At 53.1% G+C, this 18809-nt stretch carries 15 protein-coding genes; 6 read left to right on the forward strand and 9 right to left on the reverse strand.

Translation table 11 applies throughout. The annotated features are described in order from the left end of the window. Positions 1–123: 123 nt before the first annotated feature. Both mfd and FDX14_RS11810 read right to left on the reverse strand, forming a co-directional pair. A complete protein-coding gene (gene mfd, locus FDX14_RS11805) occupies positions 124–3570 on the reverse strand; it encodes a transcription-repair coupling factor (protein ID WP_137349601.1) in 3447 nt (1148 codons plus the stop codon). A 118-nt stretch (positions 3571–3688) separates the two neighbouring features. Then, positions 3689–4753, reverse strand: coding sequence for an acyltransferase family protein (locus FDX14_RS11810; protein ID WP_137349602.1), 1065 nt, complete (start codon positions 4751–4753; stop codon positions 3689–3691). Between the two features lie 261 nt (positions 4754–5014). Between FDX14_RS11810 and lolC the strand changes: the two genes are divergently transcribed. The 5 genes from lolC to cobB are packed head-to-tail and all read left to right on the forward strand — an operon-like array spanning position 5015 to position 9919. Beyond that, entirely contained in the window at positions 5015–6214 is a 1200-nt protein-coding gene (gene lolC, locus FDX14_RS11815) for a lipoprotein-releasing ABC transporter permease subunit LolC (RefSeq protein ID WP_061381745.1), read from the forward strand. Beyond that, positions 6207–6908, forward strand: coding sequence for a lipoprotein-releasing ABC transporter ATP-binding protein LolD (gene lolD, locus FDX14_RS11820; RefSeq protein WP_042309095.1), 702 nt, complete (start codon positions 6207–6209; stop codon positions 6906–6908). Before lolC ends, lolD begins: the two co-directional genes overlap by 8 nt. Continuing rightward, positions 6908–8152, forward strand: a complete 1245-nt coding sequence (lolE, locus tag FDX14_RS11825) for a lipoprotein-releasing ABC transporter permease subunit LolE (RefSeq protein ID WP_042309093.1) — start codon at positions 6908–6910, stop codon at positions 8150–8152. The genes lolD and lolE overlap by 1 nt, the downstream gene beginning before the upstream one ends. An 18-nt stretch (positions 8153–8170) precedes the next feature. Further along, positions 8171–9082 carry an N-acetylglucosamine kinase gene (gene nagK, locus FDX14_RS11830; protein WP_137349603.1) on the forward strand — a complete coding sequence of 304 codons (912 nt, stop codon included), beginning with the start codon at positions 8171–8173 and terminating at the stop codon, positions 9080–9082. Positions 9083–9097: 15 nt separating this feature from the next. Next, positions 9098–9919 (forward strand): Sir2 family NAD+-dependent deacetylase, encoded by an 822-nt coding sequence (cobB, locus tag FDX14_RS11835; protein WP_042309089.1) that lies wholly within the window; start codon positions 9098–9100, stop codon positions 9917–9919. Positions 9920–10021: 102 nt separating this feature from the next. On the opposite strand, the gene potD is transcribed toward cobB, so the two are convergent. The 4 genes from potD to potA are packed head-to-tail and all read right to left on the reverse strand — an operon-like array spanning position 10022 to position 13849. Continuing rightward, positions 10022–11068 (reverse strand): spermidine/putrescine ABC transporter substrate-binding protein PotD, encoded by a 1047-nt coding sequence (gene potD, locus FDX14_RS11840; RefSeq protein WP_042309338.1) that lies wholly within the window; start codon positions 11066–11068, stop codon positions 10022–10024. A gap of 27 nt (positions 11069–11095) precedes the next feature. Then, the gene (gene potC / locus FDX14_RS11845; RefSeq protein ID WP_006684943.1) at positions 11096–11875 is read right to left on the reverse strand and encodes a spermidine/putrescine ABC transporter permease PotC; all 780 of its coding nucleotides are present in this window, start codon (positions 11873–11875) and stop codon (positions 11096–11098) included. After that, entirely contained in the window at positions 11872–12729 is an 858-nt protein-coding gene (gene potB / locus FDX14_RS11850; RefSeq protein WP_061381743.1) for a spermidine/putrescine ABC transporter permease PotB, read from the reverse strand. The genes potC and potB overlap by 4 nt, the downstream gene beginning before the upstream one ends. Further along, complete coding sequence (potA, locus tag FDX14_RS11855) at positions 12713–13849, reverse strand: spermidine/putrescine ABC transporter ATP-binding protein PotA (RefSeq protein WP_038639864.1); 1137 nt, start codon at positions 13847–13849, stop codon at positions 12713–12715. The genes potB and potA overlap by 17 nt, the downstream gene beginning before the upstream one ends. A gap of 250 nt (positions 13850–14099) precedes the next feature. Between potA and pepT the strand changes: the two genes are divergently transcribed. Beyond that, a complete protein-coding gene (pepT, locus tag FDX14_RS11860) occupies positions 14100–15326 on the forward strand; it encodes a peptidase T (protein ID WP_137349604.1) in 1227 nt (408 codons plus the stop codon). A gap of 104 nt (positions 15327–15430) precedes the next feature. Here the strand turns inward: pepT and roxA are convergent, their stop codons facing one another. The 3 genes from roxA to phoP all read right to left on the reverse strand — a co-directional run bounded on the left by roxA (position 15431) and on the right by phoP (position 18779). Further along, positions 15431–16552 (reverse strand): [50S ribosomal protein L16]-arginine 3-hydroxylase, encoded by a 1122-nt coding sequence (gene roxA, locus FDX14_RS11865; RefSeq protein WP_038639870.1) that lies wholly within the window; start codon positions 16550–16552, stop codon positions 15431–15433. A 92-nt stretch (positions 16553–16644) separates the two neighbouring features. Next, positions 16645–18108 (reverse strand): two-component system sensor histidine kinase PhoQ, encoded by a 1464-nt coding sequence (phoQ, locus tag FDX14_RS11870; protein WP_042309080.1) that lies wholly within the window; start codon positions 18106–18108, stop codon positions 16645–16647. Beyond that, positions 18108–18779 carry a two-component system response regulator PhoP gene (gene phoP, locus FDX14_RS11875; protein ID WP_042309337.1) on the reverse strand — a complete coding sequence of 224 codons (672 nt, stop codon included), beginning with the start codon at positions 18777–18779 and terminating at the stop codon, positions 18108–18110. The genes phoQ and phoP overlap by 1 nt, the downstream gene beginning before the upstream one ends. Positions 18780–18809 lie beyond the last annotated feature (30 nt).

The raw sequence follows: 18809 nt of genomic DNA on the forward strand, positions 1-18809 counted from the left end.
GGTTTTTATTATGTAAAAGTAAACAGGAATTATGGCCGTTTGCTGTGTCGGGAAGTGCAGGGAAGTGCAAAGAGTTTGTAAATTCACAGGCCGGGAGAGCTGTGCGCGCTCCCGGCCTGTTCACTATGCTACGGCATTTTCTTCAAGCTGGCGCATAAACTGGCGTACCCAGTCGATTCGCGTTTTGCGTTCGCCCAGATCCTGCATAAATTTCAGCCGGGTTGGGCCGTCCAGACGGAAGTGCTGCGGCTGTTTTTGCAGTAAACCAATCAGCCAGACCGGATTGACGTGGTTTTTCTCTGCAAACTCAATTGTGCCGCCTTTTTCATTGCCTTCAAGCTTTCTGATACCCAGTTTCTGCGCCTGTTGGCGTAACCGGGCAATATCCAGCAGCGTACGGGCCGGATCGGGCAGCAGACCAAAACGGTCTATCAGCTCGACCTTAATTTCTTCCAGCTCGTTTTCGCCTTTCGCACTGGCAATACGCTTGTAGAACGACAGTCGCGTGTTGACATCGGGAATATAGTCATCCGGCAGCAGTGACGGCATGCGCAGTTCAACTTCGGTTTGCTGACTGGTGAGATCTTCCAGCGACGGTTCGCGTCCCTCTTTGAGCGCATCGACAGCATTTTCCAGCAGCTCCATATACAGCGAGAAGCCGATGCTTTCCATGGAACCACTTTGATCTTCACCCAGCAGTTCCCCGGCGCCGCGAATTTCAAGGTCGTGGGTCGCCAGCGCAAAGCCAGCGCCCAAATCTTCCAGCGAGGCGATGGCTTCCAGGCGCTTTTGCGCGTCGGTGGTCATCGCTTTTGGATGCGGCGTCAGCAGCCAGGCGTACGCCTGATGGTGTGAGCGTCCCACACGACCGCGCAACTGGTGCAATTGCGCTAAACCAAAGTGGTCGGCGCGTTCGATGATAATGGTGTTGGCGGTCGGAATGTCGATGCCGGTTTCGATAATGGTGGTACACACCAGCACGTTAAAGCGCTGATGGTGGAAATCGTTCATCACGCGTTCCAGTTCGCGCTCGCGCATTTGACCGTGGCCGATACCAATACGCGCTTCCGGCACCAGTTCCGCTAATCTGTCAGCGGTTTTCTGGATATTTTCAACGTCGTTAAACAGATAATAAACTTGCCCCCCGCGCAGAACTTCACGCAGGATAGCCTCGCGAACCACCAGATTGTCATATTCACGCACAAAGGTTTTCACCGCCAGACGACGGGCAGGAGGCGTGGCAATGATCGACAGATCGCGCATGCCGCTCATCGCCATATTGAGCGTACGCGGAATAGGCGTTGCCGTCAGCGTCAGGATATCGACATCCGCGCGCATTGCTTTGATGCGCTCTTTATGGCGAACGCCAAAACGGTGCTCTTCATCGACAATCAACAGACCCAGATCTTTTAGCTTCACGTCCGCTTGCAGCAGTTTGTGGGTGCCGATAAGAATATCGATTTTACCCTCGGCAACCTGCTCCAGAATTTGCGCTTGCTCTTTGGCGCTACGAAAACGGGACAGCATCTCAATGCGTACCGGCCAGTTGGCAAAGCGGTCGCGGAAGTTGTCGAAGTGCTGCTGCGCGAGCAGGGTGGTCGGAACCAGTACGGCAACCTGCTTGTGGTTCTCTACGGCGAGGAAGGCGGCGCGCATCGCGACTTCGGTTTTACCAAAGCCGACGTCGCCGCACACCAGACGATCCATGGCCAGCGGCTGGCACATATCGCTGAGGACCGCGTTGATCGCCTGCGCCTGATCGGGCGTAGTTTCAAACGGGAAGCTGTCGCAAAACAGCTGGTACTGCTCACGGTCATGCTTAAAGGCAAAGCCTTCTTTCGCCGCCCGCTGAGCATAGATATCCAACAGTTCTGCCGCGACATCGCGCACCTTCTCAGCGGCTTTCTGGCGGGCACGAGACCAGGCATCGCCGCCCAGTTTATGTAGCGGCGCATTTTCTTCCGCGCCGCCAGCGTAACGGCTGATCAGGTGCAACGATGACACAGGCACGTACAGTTTGGCGTCGTTGGCATAGGTGAGCATCAGGTACTCGCCGGTGATACCGCCCGCTTCCAGCGTGGTCATCCCGGCATAACGGCCAACGCCGTGCTCCAGGTGCACCACCGGTTGACCTGGATGCAGTTCGGCGAGGTTACGAATTAACGTATCCGGATTGATGGTGCGACGAGAATCCTGGCGGCGGCGCGCCACCCGCTCCCCGAGCAGATCGCTTTCACAAATCAGCGCCAGGTTGCGTTTGCTATCAATGAAGCCGTGTTCGGCTGCGCCAATCATCAGATAGCGGCCATTGTCGATGGCTTCGTCGAGACGCAGTATGCGCTTCGGCGCGATTTTGATACGGGCGAGCAGTTCGCCGAGCGCTTCGCGACGACCTTCACTTTCAACCGAGAAAATCACCGGACCGGTGAAGGCTTCAAGAAATTTACGTAACGCATCTAACGGTGCTTTTTGCTGCGCCTGAACCGCGATATCTGGCAACTTCTGGAAGCCGAGGTTAGTATTCGCGGCTTTGTTCGCCAGTGTCTCGGTTTTCAGTTGAACGCGCGGCCAGCGTTTTAGTTCGGAGAACAGCTCATCAACGCGCAGCCACAGCGAGTGCGGCGGCAGAAGCGGGCGCATCGGATCAACACCCCGATTCTCAAAACGCGACAGGGTATCGGCCTGGAAGCGTTCTGCACTGGTCTCTATATCACCCGTATTGACCAATAACGTATTGGCGGGGAAATAGCTGAACAGGGGGGGCAGCGGCTCGCTGAAAAACAGCGGCTGCCAGTATTCGATACCCGCAGGTAACGTGCCTTTGCTGACCTGCTGGTAAATATGTTCGGCGTCGCGTTTAACTTCAAAGGTATCGCGCCACTGGCTGCGGAACAACTCGATCGCCGTTTTATCGGTCGGGAATTCGTGCGCGGGCAGCAAATTAATGGCATCGACTTCTTCCAGCGTGCGCTGGGTGTCGGTATCAAACAGACGCAGGCTGTCGATTTCGTCATCAAAGAAGTCCAGGCGATAAGGCAATTCACTGCCCATGGGGAACAGATCCAACAACGCGCCGCGCGTGGCGTATTCGCCGTGCTCCATCACCTGATCAACATGGCGGTAGCCCGCGCTGTCCAGTTGTTCGCGCAGGGCGTCGCGCGAAAGCCGCTGACCTTTTTTCATCACCAGCGCATGACCGTGCAGATAGCTGTGCGGACAGACGCGCTGCATCAGCGTGTTCACCGGCACAATCAGCACACCGCGCTGCATGGCAGGGAGCTGATACAGGGTGGACAGTCGCGAGGAGATAATCTCCTGATGAGGGGAAAAGCTATCGTAGGGCAGCGTTTCCCAGTCCGCCAGGTTCATTACCATCTGGTCGGTAAACTGACGAATTTCATCATGCAGTCGCAGGGCATTTTGCATGTCCGGCGCGATCAGTACTACAGGAGCCGCATGACGTTCAGCGATTTCGGCGACCAGCGTCGCGCAAGCTGCGCCGGTCAGTTCACCTAACTGGCGCTGGTCGGAAGCGCCGGCCGGGAGCGTGTAACGATGTTGTTCAGGCATTCGGTTGTCAGGATCTCGTTTAGATATACATCTGATAAGCAATGTTCTTTATTATCCGTGATCGTTTCTCATAAGCAAATTGATTCGCCCCCTGATGGGGGCAAAAAGCGCGTTGAAATTAGCGCGAGGATGTCGATAAAGACGGTGGGGAAAAGAGCAAGTCGGCAACGGTTTTTTGCGAAATTTTACGCACCAGCAAGCCAAACAGGGTGCACAACAGCAGGCAGGCGAAGGGATAAACCAGCAGCAGGAGCAACTCGGCGTACGCAGGCCAGGCGGCATGATTGATTTTGGGGATGAGCGTTAAGCTGAACAGCTCAACCAAAATACGGTGGGTGGTGTAGATGGCGATGGTATTGGATCCAATTACGCTTAAAGGGCTGGATGCGCGCATACCAAAGCGCTGCTCGAACTGATAAAACAGCTTCATGATCAGTACAATAGACAGGAGGGAAAGCAGTAGCGAAATATTTGCCAGCCACGCGCCCACGGCGGCGACTACGCTAACCATAACGATGAGCGTATGACGGCGCAGGGGCACCTCTTTGATCCATACCATCAGCGTTGCGCCAAACCAGGCGCCGAGACTGTACCAGGGCAGATTGCGAATCACGCTGTTCACTCCCCACCACGGCGTGGGGAAAAAATTGATCGCCACACTCAGCACGACAAACAGCGTCAACAGCGGTAACGCCCAGCGGTTGAAAATCTTACACAGCACAAAATAGACAATCAGTGCATACAGATACCACAAGCTGGTGCTGGCGGTCAGCATCCCGTGGGTAAAGCCAGCGATTGATCCGGCATACGCGGCGTTGGCGGCATGACTCAGATCGCGTTGCGGAGCCAACCAGTTATTGAGCGAGACTAACGCCAGCCATTGCACGACTCCCCATAGCACCAGCACCCAGGCGATACTCCAGATCCGTTTATCCACACAGGTTGTCCAGGAAACGCTATCGATGTAGCGGCGAATCAAATAGCCCGAAATAAAGAAAAATACCGGCATACGAAACGGCGCCAGGTACAGATTGAGGTAAATCCAGCATTTGCTCAGCATCTCTGAAAGCGGATGCTGAAAGGTGGTGAGATGCGGGTAAAACGTAATGACTGAGTGGTATATAACCACCAGACAAATGCATAACCCTTTGATTTTATTAATCCATAGTTCTTTTTTATTCATCGAGACAGCGTATCCATATTGTTGGCTATAGCCTGCCATCCTGCGCAACCCGCGGTACGCTGTAATGCGTAACTGTCTGCATTTTGTTTTTTTAGGATAAAGATCAGGGACCGGTACTGAAGGGACGAGGGACAACTACAGCGGATTGATTTGTTTATACTTTTAGGAATAGTGCTGACGAACACTTACGGTTCAGTCATTTACCCATTCCGCTTTCGCTTATATACTCGTGACTTTGCTAACAGCAACCAGACGGATTTCATGTACCAACCTGTCGCTCTATTCATCGGCCTGCGTTATATGCGTGGGCGTGCAGCAGATCGCTTCGGTCGCTTCGTTTCCTGGCTCTCCACCATCGGCATTACTCTCGGGGTAATGGCGCTGGTCACAGTGTTGTCAGTGATGAACGGTTTCGAGCGCGAGCTGCAAAACAATATCCTTGGCCTGATGCCTCAGGCCGTTCTCTCGTCTCAACAGGGTTCCTTAAACCCGCAGCAACTGCCGGAAAAAGCGGTGGTGTTGAACGGCGTCAACCGCGTTGCACCCATAACTACGGGAGATGTGGTGCTGCAAAGTGCACGTAGCGTGGCGGTTGGCGTAATGCTGGGGATCGACCCGGCGCAAAAAGATCCGCTCACGCCGTATCTGGTCAATGTGAAGCAAACAGATCTGCAACCGGGTAAGTATAATGTCATCCTCGGTGAGCAGCTTGCCGGGCAGTTGGGCGTAAACCGTGGCGATCAAATTCGCGTGATGGTGCCGTCCGCCAGTCAGTTTACGCCGATGGGGCGTCTGCCGAGCCAGCGTTTGTTTACGGTGATTGGCACCTTTGCTGCTAACAGCGAAGTCGACGGCTACCAGATGCTGACCAACATTCAGGATGCGTCACGCCTGATGCGCTACCCGGTGGGTAATATCACCGGCTGGCGTTTGTGGTTGAACGAGCCGTTAAAGGTTGACACGTTGAGCCAGCAAACGCTGCCGCAGGGCACCAAATGGCAGGACTGGCGCGAGCGTAAAGGGGAATTATTCCAGGCTGTGCGCATGGAGAAAAACATGATGGGGCTGCTGCTAAGTCTGATCGTGGCGGTAGCGGCTTTTAATATTATTACCTCGCTGGGTTTGATGGTAATGGAGAAGCAAGGGGAAGTGGCGATTCTACAAACGCAGGGGCTAACGCCGCGGCAGATAATGATGGTGTTTATGGTCCAGGGGGCCAGTGCCGGAATTATCGGCGCGCTGCTGGGCGCAGGGCTGGGCGCATTGCTCGCCAGTCAACTGAACAACCTGATGCCCATTATCGGCGTGCTTCTGGATGGCGCTGCGCTGCCGGTCGCCATCGAGCCGTTGCAGGTTATCGTCATTGCGCTGGTGGCGATGGCCATCGCGCTGCTGTCTACGCTTTATCCTTCCTGGCGCGCTGCCGCCACTCAACCCGCTGAGGCTTTACGTTATGAATAAGATCCTGTTGCAATGCGACAACCTGTGCAAACGCTATCAGGAAGGCACAGTGCAGACCGATGTACTGCACGATGTCAGTTTTTGCGTTGGCGAAGGCGAGATGATGGCGATTGTCGGCAGCTCCGGCTCCGGTAAGAGTACGCTGCTGCATCTGTTAGGTGGGCTGGATACGCCGACCTCCGGCGACGTCATTTTTAGCGGTCAGCCGATGAGCAAACTCTCGTCTGCGGCGAAGGCGGAGCTGCGCAATCAGAAGCTGGGCTTTATTTACCAGTTCCACCATCTGCTGCCGGATTTTACCGCACTGGAAAACGTGGCGATGCCGCTGCTGATCGGCAAGAAAAAACCGGCTGAAATCACTGCGCGCGCGCGCGATATGCTGAAAGCGGTAGGGCTGGATCATCGTGCCAGCCATCGGCCGTCTGAACTGTCGGGCGGCGAGCGTCAGCGTGTGGCGATTGCCCGTGCGCTGGTGAACAACCCTCGTCTGGTGCTGGCGGATGAACCCACGGGTAACCTGGATGCGCGCAATGCGGACAGCATTTTCGAGCTTCTGGGTGAACTTAACCGCTCTCAGGGCACAGCATTTCTGGTGGTTACGCACGATCTGCAGTTGGCGAAGCGGATGAGCCGCCAACTTGAAATGCGCGATGGTCGCCTGACGGCTGAACTGAGCCTGATGGGAGCAGAGTAATGGCGTCGCCTTTATCGTTATTGATTGGCCTGCGCTTTAGCCGTGGTCGGCGGCGCGGTGGCATGGTCTCGCTGATTTCTGTGATTTCTACCGTTGGTATCGCGTTGGGTGTGGCGGTGTTGATCGTCGGATTAAGCGCCATGAACGGCTTTGAGCGTGAGTTGAACAACCGTATTCTGGCCGTGGTCCCGCACGGTGAAATTGAGGCCGTTAACCAGCCGTGGAACAACTGGCAGGAAGCGCTCGATAAAGTGCAGAAAGTGCCAGGTATTGCTGCCGCGGCGCCTTATATCAACTTTACCGGGCTGGTGGAGAGTGGGGCGAATCTACGCGCGGTGCAGGTGAAGGGCGTTGACCCGAAACAGGAACAGCGTTTAAGCGCGCTGCCATCGTTCGTGCAGAACCACGCCTGGGATAATTTCAAAGCCGGTGAGCAGCAAATCATCATTGGTAAAGGGATTGCCGATGCGCTGAAGGTGAAGCAAGGCGACTGGGTGTCGATTATGATCCCTAACGCCAGTGCGGACCATAAGTTACAGCAGCCTAAACGCGTGCGTTTGCATGTGACGGGCATTTTGCAACTGAGCGGTCAGCTCGATCACAGCTTTGCCATGATCCCTATGAAAGACGCGCAGCAATACCTGGATATGGGATCCAGCGTTTCCGGGATCGCGCTGAAAGTTAACGACGTGTTTAACGCTAATAAACTGGTGCGAGACGCGGGTGAAGTGACCAACAACTATGTTTATATTAAGAGTTGGATTGGCACCTACGGCTATATGTATCGCGATATTCAGATGATCCGCGCCATTATGTATCTGGCGATGGTGCTGGTGATTGGCGTGGCCTGTTTTAATATCGTTTCCACGTTAGTGATGGCGGTAAAAGACAAAAGCGGTGATATTGCGGTATTAAGAACCCTGGGAGCTAAAGATGGTTTGATCCGTGCCATTTTTGTCTGGTACGGCCTGCTGGCGGGTCTGTTCGGCAGTCTGATAGGTGTGGTCATCGGGGTGGTTGTCTCGCTGCAATTGACGCCGATCATCAACGGAATCGAAGCGCTTATCGGCCATCAGTTCCTGTCTGGCGATATCTATTTCATTGACTTCCTGCCATCGGAATTACACTGGCTGGATGTGATCTACGTGCTGGTGACAGCATTAGTGCTGAGTCTTTTGGCGAGTTGGTATCCGGCGCGTCGCGCCAGCAATATTGATCCTGCGAGAGTACTTAGCGGCCAATAACAATAAGAAGGAGCGGTGATGTATTACGGATTTGACATCGGCGGGACCAAAATTGCGCTGGGGGTATTTGATAACCAACGCCGTTTACAATGGGAAACACGCGTCCCTACACCTCGCGACAGCTATGACGCTTTCCTTGATGCGGTCTGCAATCTGGTAACGGAAGCGGACCAGCGCTTCGGCGTCAAAGGTTCGGTGGGTATCGGTATCCCTGGCATGCCAGAAACAGAAGACGGTACGCTATATGCGGCCAACGTGCCTGCCGCCAGTGGTAAACCGCTCCGCGCCGATCTCAGCGCCCGCCTTGACCGCGATGTCCGCCTGGACAACGATGCCAACTGTTTTGCCCTCTCTGAAGCCTGGGACGACGAGTTCACTCAGTATCCGCTGGTTATGGGGTTAATCCTCGGCACCGGTGTCGGCGGTGGACTCGTGCTTAACGGTAAATCCATCACCGGACGCAGCTATATCACCGGTGAGTTTGGTCATATTCGTTTGCCTGTCGATGCGCTGACGCTAATGGGATTTGATTTCCCACTGCGCCGCTGCGGATGCGGTCAATTAGGCTGTATTGAAAGCTATCTCTCCGGCGGTGGATTTGCGTGGTTGTATCAGCATTACTACCATCAACCGCTGGATGCCCGTGAAATTATCGCGCTGTGGGAGCAGGGAGATGAGCAAGCGCGCGCCCATGTTGAACGTTATCTGGATTTACTGGCAGTCTGTTTGGGGAATATCCTGACCATCGTTGATCCTGATTTAGTGGTGATTGGTGGTGGTTTGTCGAATTTTTCCGCTATTACGACGCAACTGGCGGACAGATTGCCACGCCATCTGCTGCCGGTTGCCCGAGTGCCGCGTATTGAGCAGGCACGGCACGGTGATGCGGGCGGAATGCGCGGGGCCGCTTTTTTACATCTTACCGATTAATACAAAGAGGTTGTTATGCTGTCGCGTCGGAGTCATCGGTTAAGCCGCTTTCGTAAAAATAAACGCCATTTGCGCGATCGCCTGCGTCAACGAATCTTTTTCAGAGACAGAGTGGTGCCTGAATTGATGGAAAAACCAAGAGTGTTGGTACTGACGGGAGCGGGGATTTCTGCCGAGTCAGGTATTCGAACCTTCCGTGCGACGGATGGACTTTGGGAAGAACATCGGGTCGAAGACGTTGCGACCCCGGAAGGGTTTAGTCGTAACCCGGAACTGGTTCAGTCATTTTATAACGCCCGTCGTCATCAATTGCAGCAACCAGAAATCCAGCCCAACGCGGCGCATATCGCGCTGGCAAAACTTGAAGCCGAGCTGGGTGACCGTTTTTTACTGGTGACGCAGAATATTGATAACCTGCATGAACGCGCGGGCAGCCAGAATGTCATCCATATGCACGGCGAACTGCTCAAGGTTCGCTGTTCGCAAAGCGGACAGATTCTGGAGTGGACGGGCGATGTGACTGCGGAAGACAAATGCCATTGCTGCCAGTTCCCGGCTCCGCTGCGACCGCACGTCGTGTGGTTTGGTGAAATGCCGCTGGGAATGGATGAAATTTATATGGCGCTGGCAATGGCGGATGTGTTTATTGCCATTGGCACATCAGGCCATGTTTACCCGGCCGCGGGTTTTGTGCATGAGGCGCGGCTGCATGGGGCGCATACGGTAGAGTTAAATCTCGAACCGAGCCAGGTGGGAAGCGAGTTCGAAGAGAAGCATTACGGTCCGGCAAGCCAGGTGGTGCCCGAGTTTGTTGAGAGGTTATTGAAAGGACTGTGATTTTTTTTGCCGGATGGCGGCAAATGCCTTATCCGGCCTACGGTTCGCATTGATGTAGGCCCGATAAGCGTAGCGCCATCGGGCATTCCTTACAATGCTGAATTAGCGTCCTGCTTTCAGCTTCTGATAGTACTCTTCATAGATAGCGCTGGCGGAACCGACGTCGTTTTGCCATTCCCCTTTGTTGATGGTTTCAGCATCAGGGTAGAGCGTTTTATCGTTCGCGACTTCCGGGCTTAACAGCTTACGTGCCGCCAGGTTTGGCGTTGGATAACCGATGGTTTCTGCGACTTCTTTCGCCACGTCCGGGCGCAGCAGGAAGTTAATTAGCTTCAGCGCACCTTCTTTGTTTTTCGCATTAGCCGGAATAGACAGGCTGTCCATCCAGAAAATACCTCCTTCCTTCGGCCACACCACTTCCAGCGGCGTACCCGCCTGGCGCGCAACATACGCGGAGCCGTTCCACACCATCCCCAGATTGACTTCGCCTTCCATATACGGGTTGGCCGGGTTGTCAGAGTTAAATGCAGCGACGTTAGGCATCAGCTTCTTCAGTTCGTTATAGGCGGCTTCAATCTCTTTCGGATCGGTGGTATTGCCGGAATATCCCAGCTTGCGCAGCGCCATCTGGAAGACTTCGCGCGCGTCATCGGTTAACAACAGGCTACCTTTGTACTCCGGTTTCCACAGGTCTGCCCAACTGGTTACGCTTTTCGGGTCGATGGCATCGCTGTTGACGCCAATGGCCGTCGCACCCCAGATATACGGAATGGAGTAGTCATTGTTGGGGTCAAACGGCTTGTTGAGCATTTCCGGATCGAGGTTGTGGAAATTGGTCAACGTCGACTTGTCGATCTTCTGGATCATGCCTTCTTTACGCATTTTATCGACGTAATAGGTAGACGGAACCACCAGATCGTACGCACCGTCTTTATAGGTTTTGAGCTTGGCGTACATGGTTTCATTCGACTCGTAGGTCGAATAGATAACCTTAATGCCGGTCTCTTTGGTGAACTGCTCCAGCAGTCCTGGCGGCACGTACTCAGTCCAGTTATAGAAATAGAGCGTGTTGTTGTCATTCGCGTGAGCGGCGCTCATGCCCAGTGCCAGAGCACCCGCCGCGAGCAGGTGGCGTGACCATTTTTTCATCATTTAACGTCCCCTGAATTAAGGGCCTTAGCGGCCCTTGGTTTTATCACGTGCAATAAGCTGGCTGGCGATCACCATAACCAGCGACAGAACCAACAAAATGGTCGCCAGCGCGTTCACCTCGGGTGATACGCCGACTTTTACCATTGAGTAGATTTTTAAGGGCAAAATTTCGTAACCCGGTCCGGTGACGAAGGATGAAACGACGACGTCATCCATCGACAGCGTAAAGCTTAGCAACCAGCCTGCGGCTACCGCAGGCATTGCCAGCGGTAGAATGATCTTGCGCAGGATAGTCACTTCGCTGGCACCCAAATCTTTTGCCGCTTCCAGCATTCGCACATCAAAACCTTTCAGACGTGAATAGACCGTCACCACCACAAAAGGCAGACAGAAGGTAATATGCGAAAACAGCAGCGACCAGAAGCCGAGCTGAATGCCAATTAACATAAACAGAACCAGCAGCGAAATCGCCATTACGATATCGGGCGACATCATCACCACAAACAGCATGCCGCTGACAAAGGGTTTCCCGCGAAAACGGTAGCGATAAAGCGCGACCGCGGTGAGTGAACCGATCAGCGTGGCAAACGTTGCGGAGAGCACTGCCATCGTCAGGGAGTGTTGCGCCGCCTGCAGCAGGCTGTCGTTGTTCACCAGCAGACCGTACCACTTGGTAGTAAAACCTTGCCAGTTGATGCCAAAGCGCGAGCTGTTAAAGGAGTTCACAATCAAAATAATGATTGGAATGTACAGATATGCGTAGATAGCGGTCATAAAACCGCCACGAAGCAGTCGACCGATCATTCGAGTTCTACCTTCTTGTTCAGCAAGCGGGAGGCGCGCCAGTAGACCAGCAGCATCAGCCCCATCACGATAGTCAGCGTTATGCTGGTAGCTGCGCCAAACGGCCAGTCGCGAATGTTCAGGAACTGCACTTTAATCACGTTACCAATTAACAGGTTTTTCGCCCCACCCATTAAATCGGAAACGTAAAACAGCCCCATTGCCGGCAGCATAACCAGCAGACATCCAGCGATAATTCCCGGCATCGTCAGCGGAATAATGATGCGGGTAAAGGTCTGAAGTTTGCTGGCGCCTAAATCGCGTGCGGCTTCCAGCAGCGGTTTGTCGAGTTTCTCAATGCTGGAGTAGAGCGGCATCACCATAAACGGTAGCAGGATGTACACCAGGCCGATGATCACCGCGCTGGGGGTAAACATGATGCGAATGGGGGTATCAATAATGCCGATCCACAACAGAAATTCGTTGAGATAGCCCTTGGTGCTGAGGAAAATTTTGAGTCCGTAAATGCGAATAAGCGAGTTGGTCCAGAACGGAACAATCAGCAGGAACAGCAGCAGCGGGCGCACTTTTTCCGGCAGCTTTACCAAAAACCAGGCAAACGGATAGCCCAGTACCAGACAGGCGAGCGTGGCAATCAACGCCATATTGAGGGAGTGAACCAGTACCTCAAAATAGAGCGGATCCAGCAGGCGAGTATAGTTTTCCAGCGTAAAGACCATTTTGACGAAATTAGCGTCGTCACGGGTCAAAAAGCTGGTGCCGATGATCATCAGGTTGGGCAGAAAGACAAATAACACAAGCCAACCGACAATGGTGACGATCACCACACTCTGGAATTTACTTGTGTTCTTCATCAGCCAGTACGACCTCCCAGCTTTCTACCCAGTTAATCGCCATTTTCTGGTCGAGCGAGTGGTCGAAGTCAGGATCGTCTTCATTGAAGAATTCACTGACCATCACCATCTTGCCATTTTCCAGTTCCACAACCGACTCCAGCGTCATGCCTTTGTAGTTGCGTTCACGCACATAGCCGATAAGACCTTCAATATGATTATCGTCGTTGATCTCATCAACGCGCAGATCTTCCGGGCGCAATAATACGTGCAGTTTTTGTCCAGGCACCACCGCGAAGTTGACATAAATGTTGCACTCGCGACCTTCCACATTAGCACGAACGCGCTGATCGTCCAGACGCTCAATGACCGTCGCGTTAAACATATTAATCTCGCCGATAAACCCGGCGACAAACAGATTTTTCGGCTCTTCGTAGATTTCGCGCGGCGTACCATCTTGCTCAATCTTGCCATCGCGCATCACCACGATACGGTCTGACATGGTCAGCGCTTCTTCCTGGTCGTGCGTGACAAAAACAAAAGTGATACCAAGCTTACGTTGCAGCGCTTTCAGTTCGTTCTGCATCTGTTTGCGCAGTTTGTAGTCCAGCGCAGAGAGGGATTCATCCAACAGGAGCAAACGAGGTTTGTTGACCACCGCACGGGCAATCGCCACGCGCTGTTGCTGCCCACCAGAAAGTTGATGCGGCTTTCGTTGGGCGAATTCTTCCAGTTGTACCATGCGCAGAGCTTCGGTAACGCGAGGAGGGATATCAGCAGCGGGTGTTTTCTGCATGCGTAAACCGAAGGCCACATTTTCAAACACGGTCATGTGGGGAAATAACGCATAGCTTTGGAAGACGGTGTTCACGTAGCGATTTTCCGCCGGAACGTGAGTGATGTCCTGGTTGTCCAATATGATATGACCGGAATCAACCGTTTCCAGACCGGCAATCAGGCGAAGAACGGTTGTTTTACCGCAGCCAGAGGGGCCGAGCAGCGTGAGAAACTCGCCGTTTTTAATGGTCAAATCCAGGCTGGAAATCACCTCTTTGCCATCGAAACTTTTGCGAATTCCCGCTAATTGCACCAGTGGAGAAAGCGAACGCGGTTGTTTATTCAATTTTTTACTCTGTCCCATGTAAACGCAACGGATGGCTGACCGATGCGGGGTTTGTGGTTAACCACCTTGATGACTCTTAATGAGGGCCGTTATTCTACGGCAAACCATGGTAATCGCCAATCCTTGTTGCGAATTACTGACTTAGCCCTATAGTCAGAGGGGATGTCATGGCGAAATATTCTTACTTGCGGGGATAAAAGTGACCTGACGCAATATTTGTCTTTTGTTGCTTATTGATAATGTTGTCACAAAAAGTGAGGGTGACTGCATGGATAAACTACTTGAGCGTTTTTTACACTACGTGTCGCTGGACACCCAATCAAAATCGGGCGTGCGGCAAGTACCCAGCACCGAAGGACAGTGGAAGTTATTACAACTGCTCAAACAACAGCTCGAAGAGATGGGGCTGGTCAATATTTCACTCAGCGAAAAGGGGACGCTGATGGCAACGTTGCCTGCTAACGTTGCTGGCAATATTCCCGCTATCGGTTTTATTTCCCATGTGGATACCTCACCGGATTGCAGCGGTAAAAACGTTAATCCGCAAATTGTTGAAAACTACCGCGGGGGCGATATCGCGTTAGGTATTGGCGATGAAGTTCTGTCGCCGGTGATGTTCCCGGTACTGCATCAGCTTTTGGGTCAGACGCTAATCACTACAGACGGCAAAACATTGCTGGGCGCCGATGATAAAGCGGGCATCGCAGAAATCATGACCGCGCTGGCTGTGCTAATCCAAAAAGAGATTCCGCACGGTGATATTCGCGTGGCCTTTACGCCGGACGAAGAGGTCGGTAAAGGGGCGAAGCATTTTGACGTTGCTGCATTCGATGCGCAGTGGGCCTATACCGTTGATGGCGGTGGCGTAGGGGAGCTGGAGTTTGAAAACTTTAACGCTGCGTCGGTTAATATCAAGATCGTGGGCAACAATGTGCATCCCGGTACCGCAAAAGGGGTGATGGTGAATGCGCTGTCGCTGGCGGCGCGTATTCACGCTGAGGTTCCGGCAGATGAAAGCCCGGAAACGACGGAAGGCTATGAAGGCTTTTATCACCTCGCGAGCATGAAAGGGACGGTTGATCGGGCGGATATGCACTACATCATCCGGGATTTTGACCGCAAGCAGTTTGAGGCGCGTAAACGCAAGATCATGGATATCGCCAAGAAGGTTGGCAAAGGGTTACACCCGGACTGCTATATCGAACTGGTGATCGAAGACAGCTACTACAATATGCGCGAAAAAGTGGTTGAGCATCCGCACGTGCTGGATATTGCCCAGAAGGCGATGCGTGATTGCGATATTGAACCTGTGCTGAAGCCTATTCGTGGCGGAACCGACGGCGCGCAGCTGTCGTTTATGGGGTTACCGTGTCCTAATCTGTTCACCGGCGGCTACAACTATCATGGCAAACATGAATTTGTGACCCTGGAAGGGATGGAAAAAGCGGTGCAGGTAATTGTACGTATTGCGCAGTTAACCGCGAAGCAGCAGTAAATTTCTCGGTAGATGCCGGATGGCGCTTCGCCATCCGGCCTGGAATATTTCATTCGGGTAGGCCTGATAAGACGCGTTAGCGTCGCATCAGGCACAATTACACATTATCCTTCGAAGAACCAATACCCGCTATTAACCAATGCGGCCAGCATGGCAAGGAAGGATGGATCTTCCAGCGCATCCTCAAAATTCTCGGCCGTCAGTACGATATGGCTGGCAAGGGCTTCAAGGGCAGGACGATGCGGCGAGTCAATTTTCTCACCATTGGCGTAGATATCATCGCCGATGCGCAATACACGCAATCCACCCAGACGCACTAATACATCCCCTTGCTTCAGGGCGTCGTAGATTTCGTCAGGCTGATACGGTGGCTCTGGCGGGGCAATATCCAGTTCATGACGAGACTGAGAAATAAACTCACCAAACCATTGTTGGAAATGTTCAGGTTGATTAATCAGCCCCAGCATCATTTCGCGCAGCTTGTCCATCTCCTGCGGTAGAACGTCAGCCGGATGATCGCGGGGCGGCAGATCCGGATCGCTGTAATATGTGCTGCCCAGTTCACGCTGTAAAACGTAATCGGCAAATCCGCTGATTAGCTCGCGAGTGTTTGGCGCACGGAAGCCCACCGAATAGTTCATGGCGTTTTCCAGCGCGTAGCCTTCGTGTGGGAACCCTGGCGGAATATACAGAATATCGCCGGGTTCCAGCTCTTCATCAATGATGGCTTCAAACGGGTCGACCTGCAGCAGATCCGGGTGAGGGCAGTGCTGCTTCAACTGTAGTTTTTCGCCCACGCGCCAGCGGCGGCGTCCGGTTCCCTGAATAATAAACACATCGTACTGATCCAAATGCGGGCCAACGCCGCCTCCGGGTACGGAGAAGGAGATCATCAGATCATCGATACGCCAGTCCGGCAGCTCGCGAAACGGACGCATCAGCGCCGCGGTTGGCTCATGCCAGTGATTGACCGCCTGTACCAGCAGCGACCAGTTGTTTTCGCCAAGATGGTCATAGCTTTCGAACGGACCGTGGCTAACCTGCCATTTACCGTCCTGATGGCTGACGAGTCGGCTGTCGACTTCGCTTTCCATTGCCAGTCCAGCCAGTTCGTCAGGAGAGAGTGGATCAATAAAGTTGTTAAACCCGCGTTTTAAGACCACAGGACGTTTTTGCCAGTGGCGTTCCAGAAAATCGGGCCAGTTAAGTGTGAGTTGGTATTCCATAATGAGCATCCCGCAGGCTGGTATCTGCAACCGATTATAACGGATACTTAACCTCAAGCGTGAAGTCAGTACATATTTATTACATGCGGCGATTACTCGTCTTTCTGACCCGGCTGCTGGCGGCCAAAAATGACTTCCATGCGTGCGCCGCCCAGCAGGCTGTCACCTGCAATAATTTGCCCGTCGTACTGTTCGGTGATTTCACGCGCTACCGCCAGTCCGACACCTTGTCCTGGTCGTAGCGTATCGACTCGTTGTCCACGGTCAAACACTACTTCTCGTTTGCTGTGCGGAATGCCGGGACCATCATCTTCAACCAGAATATGCAGTTGATCCTCTGATAGTCGCGCTGAAATCTCGACGAACTCCAGACAATATTTACAGGCGTTGTCCAGCACGTTTCCCATCACTTCGACAAAATCGTTCTGCTCGCCTACAAAGCTGATTTCAGGTGAGATGTCGAGATTAATGTTAACGCCTTTACGCTGATACACCTTATTCAGCGCCGAGGTAAGTTTATCCAGCAACGGCGCGACAGGATGCAGTTCCCGGCTGAGCAGGGCGCTACTGCCACGCATGCTAGCGCGATGCAGGTAATAGCCAATCTGCTGGGAAATACGGCTGATTTGCTCGAGCATGATCGGTTCCGCGTCGCTTACGTTCATTTTTTCGTTACGCATCGAGCGGAGCGTGCTTTGCAATACGGCCAGCGGGGTCTTCAGGCTATGGGTAAGATCGGTTAACGTGGTGCGGTATTTGTCGTAGCGCTCACGTTCGCTTTTCAAAAGCCGGTTGAGGTTGCGGACCAGACTGGTCAGTTCACGCGTGGTCGCGGGATTCAGCATTTCACGATGATGTTCTTCAAGCTCACGAACTTCACGCGCCAGCGATTCAATAGGTCGCAGGCTCCACCAGGCGGCCACCCATAACAGTGGAATGACCAACAACAGGTTGGCGACCAGCACATAAATGAACCAGCTCCAGACCATATACGAGCGCTTTAACTCAATAGGAATGGTATCGACAACCACAATGGTCAGTTGGGGCATTCTGGCGGTGGCAGGATAGACATTCACCGCAACCGAGTGGGTCATTTCAGCGTCGTCGTCATCTTCTCTGACTTCTTTTAACTGCTGCTGTGCGGAGTGATCTGCGCCCAGCAACGTGCTGGTGGCGTCGACATTGGCTTCAATTTCATGAAAACCGTTCGTCTTAAGCCAGTCAGGTTGAATACTCTGGGTCAGCCAGGGGACGTTGCGCTGTGCCCACAGCAATTTGCCGTTTTCATCATAAATCAGCGACATTGTTGGGCTTTGCATATCGAGATTCTCGGGTAACTCGACATTAATTTTACCGTTATCCCATTTCGCCAGGGTATAGAACAGATTGCTTTCGCCGCGCAACAGGCGAAACGTTGTCTTATCAAAGCTGACGCTATAACCCACCAGGGCAACGATGCCGTAGGCCAGTGAGAGCACCAATACCACGCCAGCGGTTGCCAGTAAAAAACGTAGCCGAAGTGATAACGGGAAAAAATGACGCAATAGTTTATTCATTAGCGCAATTCAAAAAGATATCCCTGGCCACGCACGGTGGTGATGACGTCGTCAGGATACTGCGCCTGTATTTTTTTGCGCAAACGTCCCATCAGAACATCAATAGTATGACTTTCACGCAGCTCGGCATCCGGATAAAGCTGCAGCATGAGCGAATCTTTACTGACCACTTTGCCGTTATTACGGATGAGTGTTTCCATAATGGTGTATTCGAACGCCGTGAGCTTGATCACCTCATCATTGACGGATAACTCACGGCGAGAGAGGTCCACCTGAAAAGGTGGAAGGGAGATAATCTGCGATGCCAGACCGCTGTTGCGACGCATCAACGCCTGCATGCGCGCAGCCACTTCTTCAATGTGAAACGGTTTGGTGACGTAATCGTCGGCGCCGGCGCTGAGCACTTCCACTTTGTCCTGCCAGCCTTCACGGGCGGTTAATACCAGAATCGGGAGCGAAACGTCATTGCTGCGCCAGCGGCGGATCAGCGACAAGCCATCTTCATCAGGGAGCCCTAAATCAACGATCGCGATATCCGGCAGATGTTCATTCAGATAGTAGTCCGCCTCCTTAGCGTCCTCTGCATCGTCCACCTGATGCCCTAAATCCTGTAACTGAACCTTGAGGTGGTGGCGTAATAAAGCATTATCCTCGACAACCAGTACGCGCATCATTATTACTCCCTATACGAACGGTATGAA

The organism is Citrobacter sp. wls710 (assembly GCF_005281115.1).
Taxonomy (GTDB): Bacteria; Pseudomonadota; Gammaproteobacteria; order Enterobacterales; family Enterobacteriaceae; genus Citrobacter; species Citrobacter werkmanii.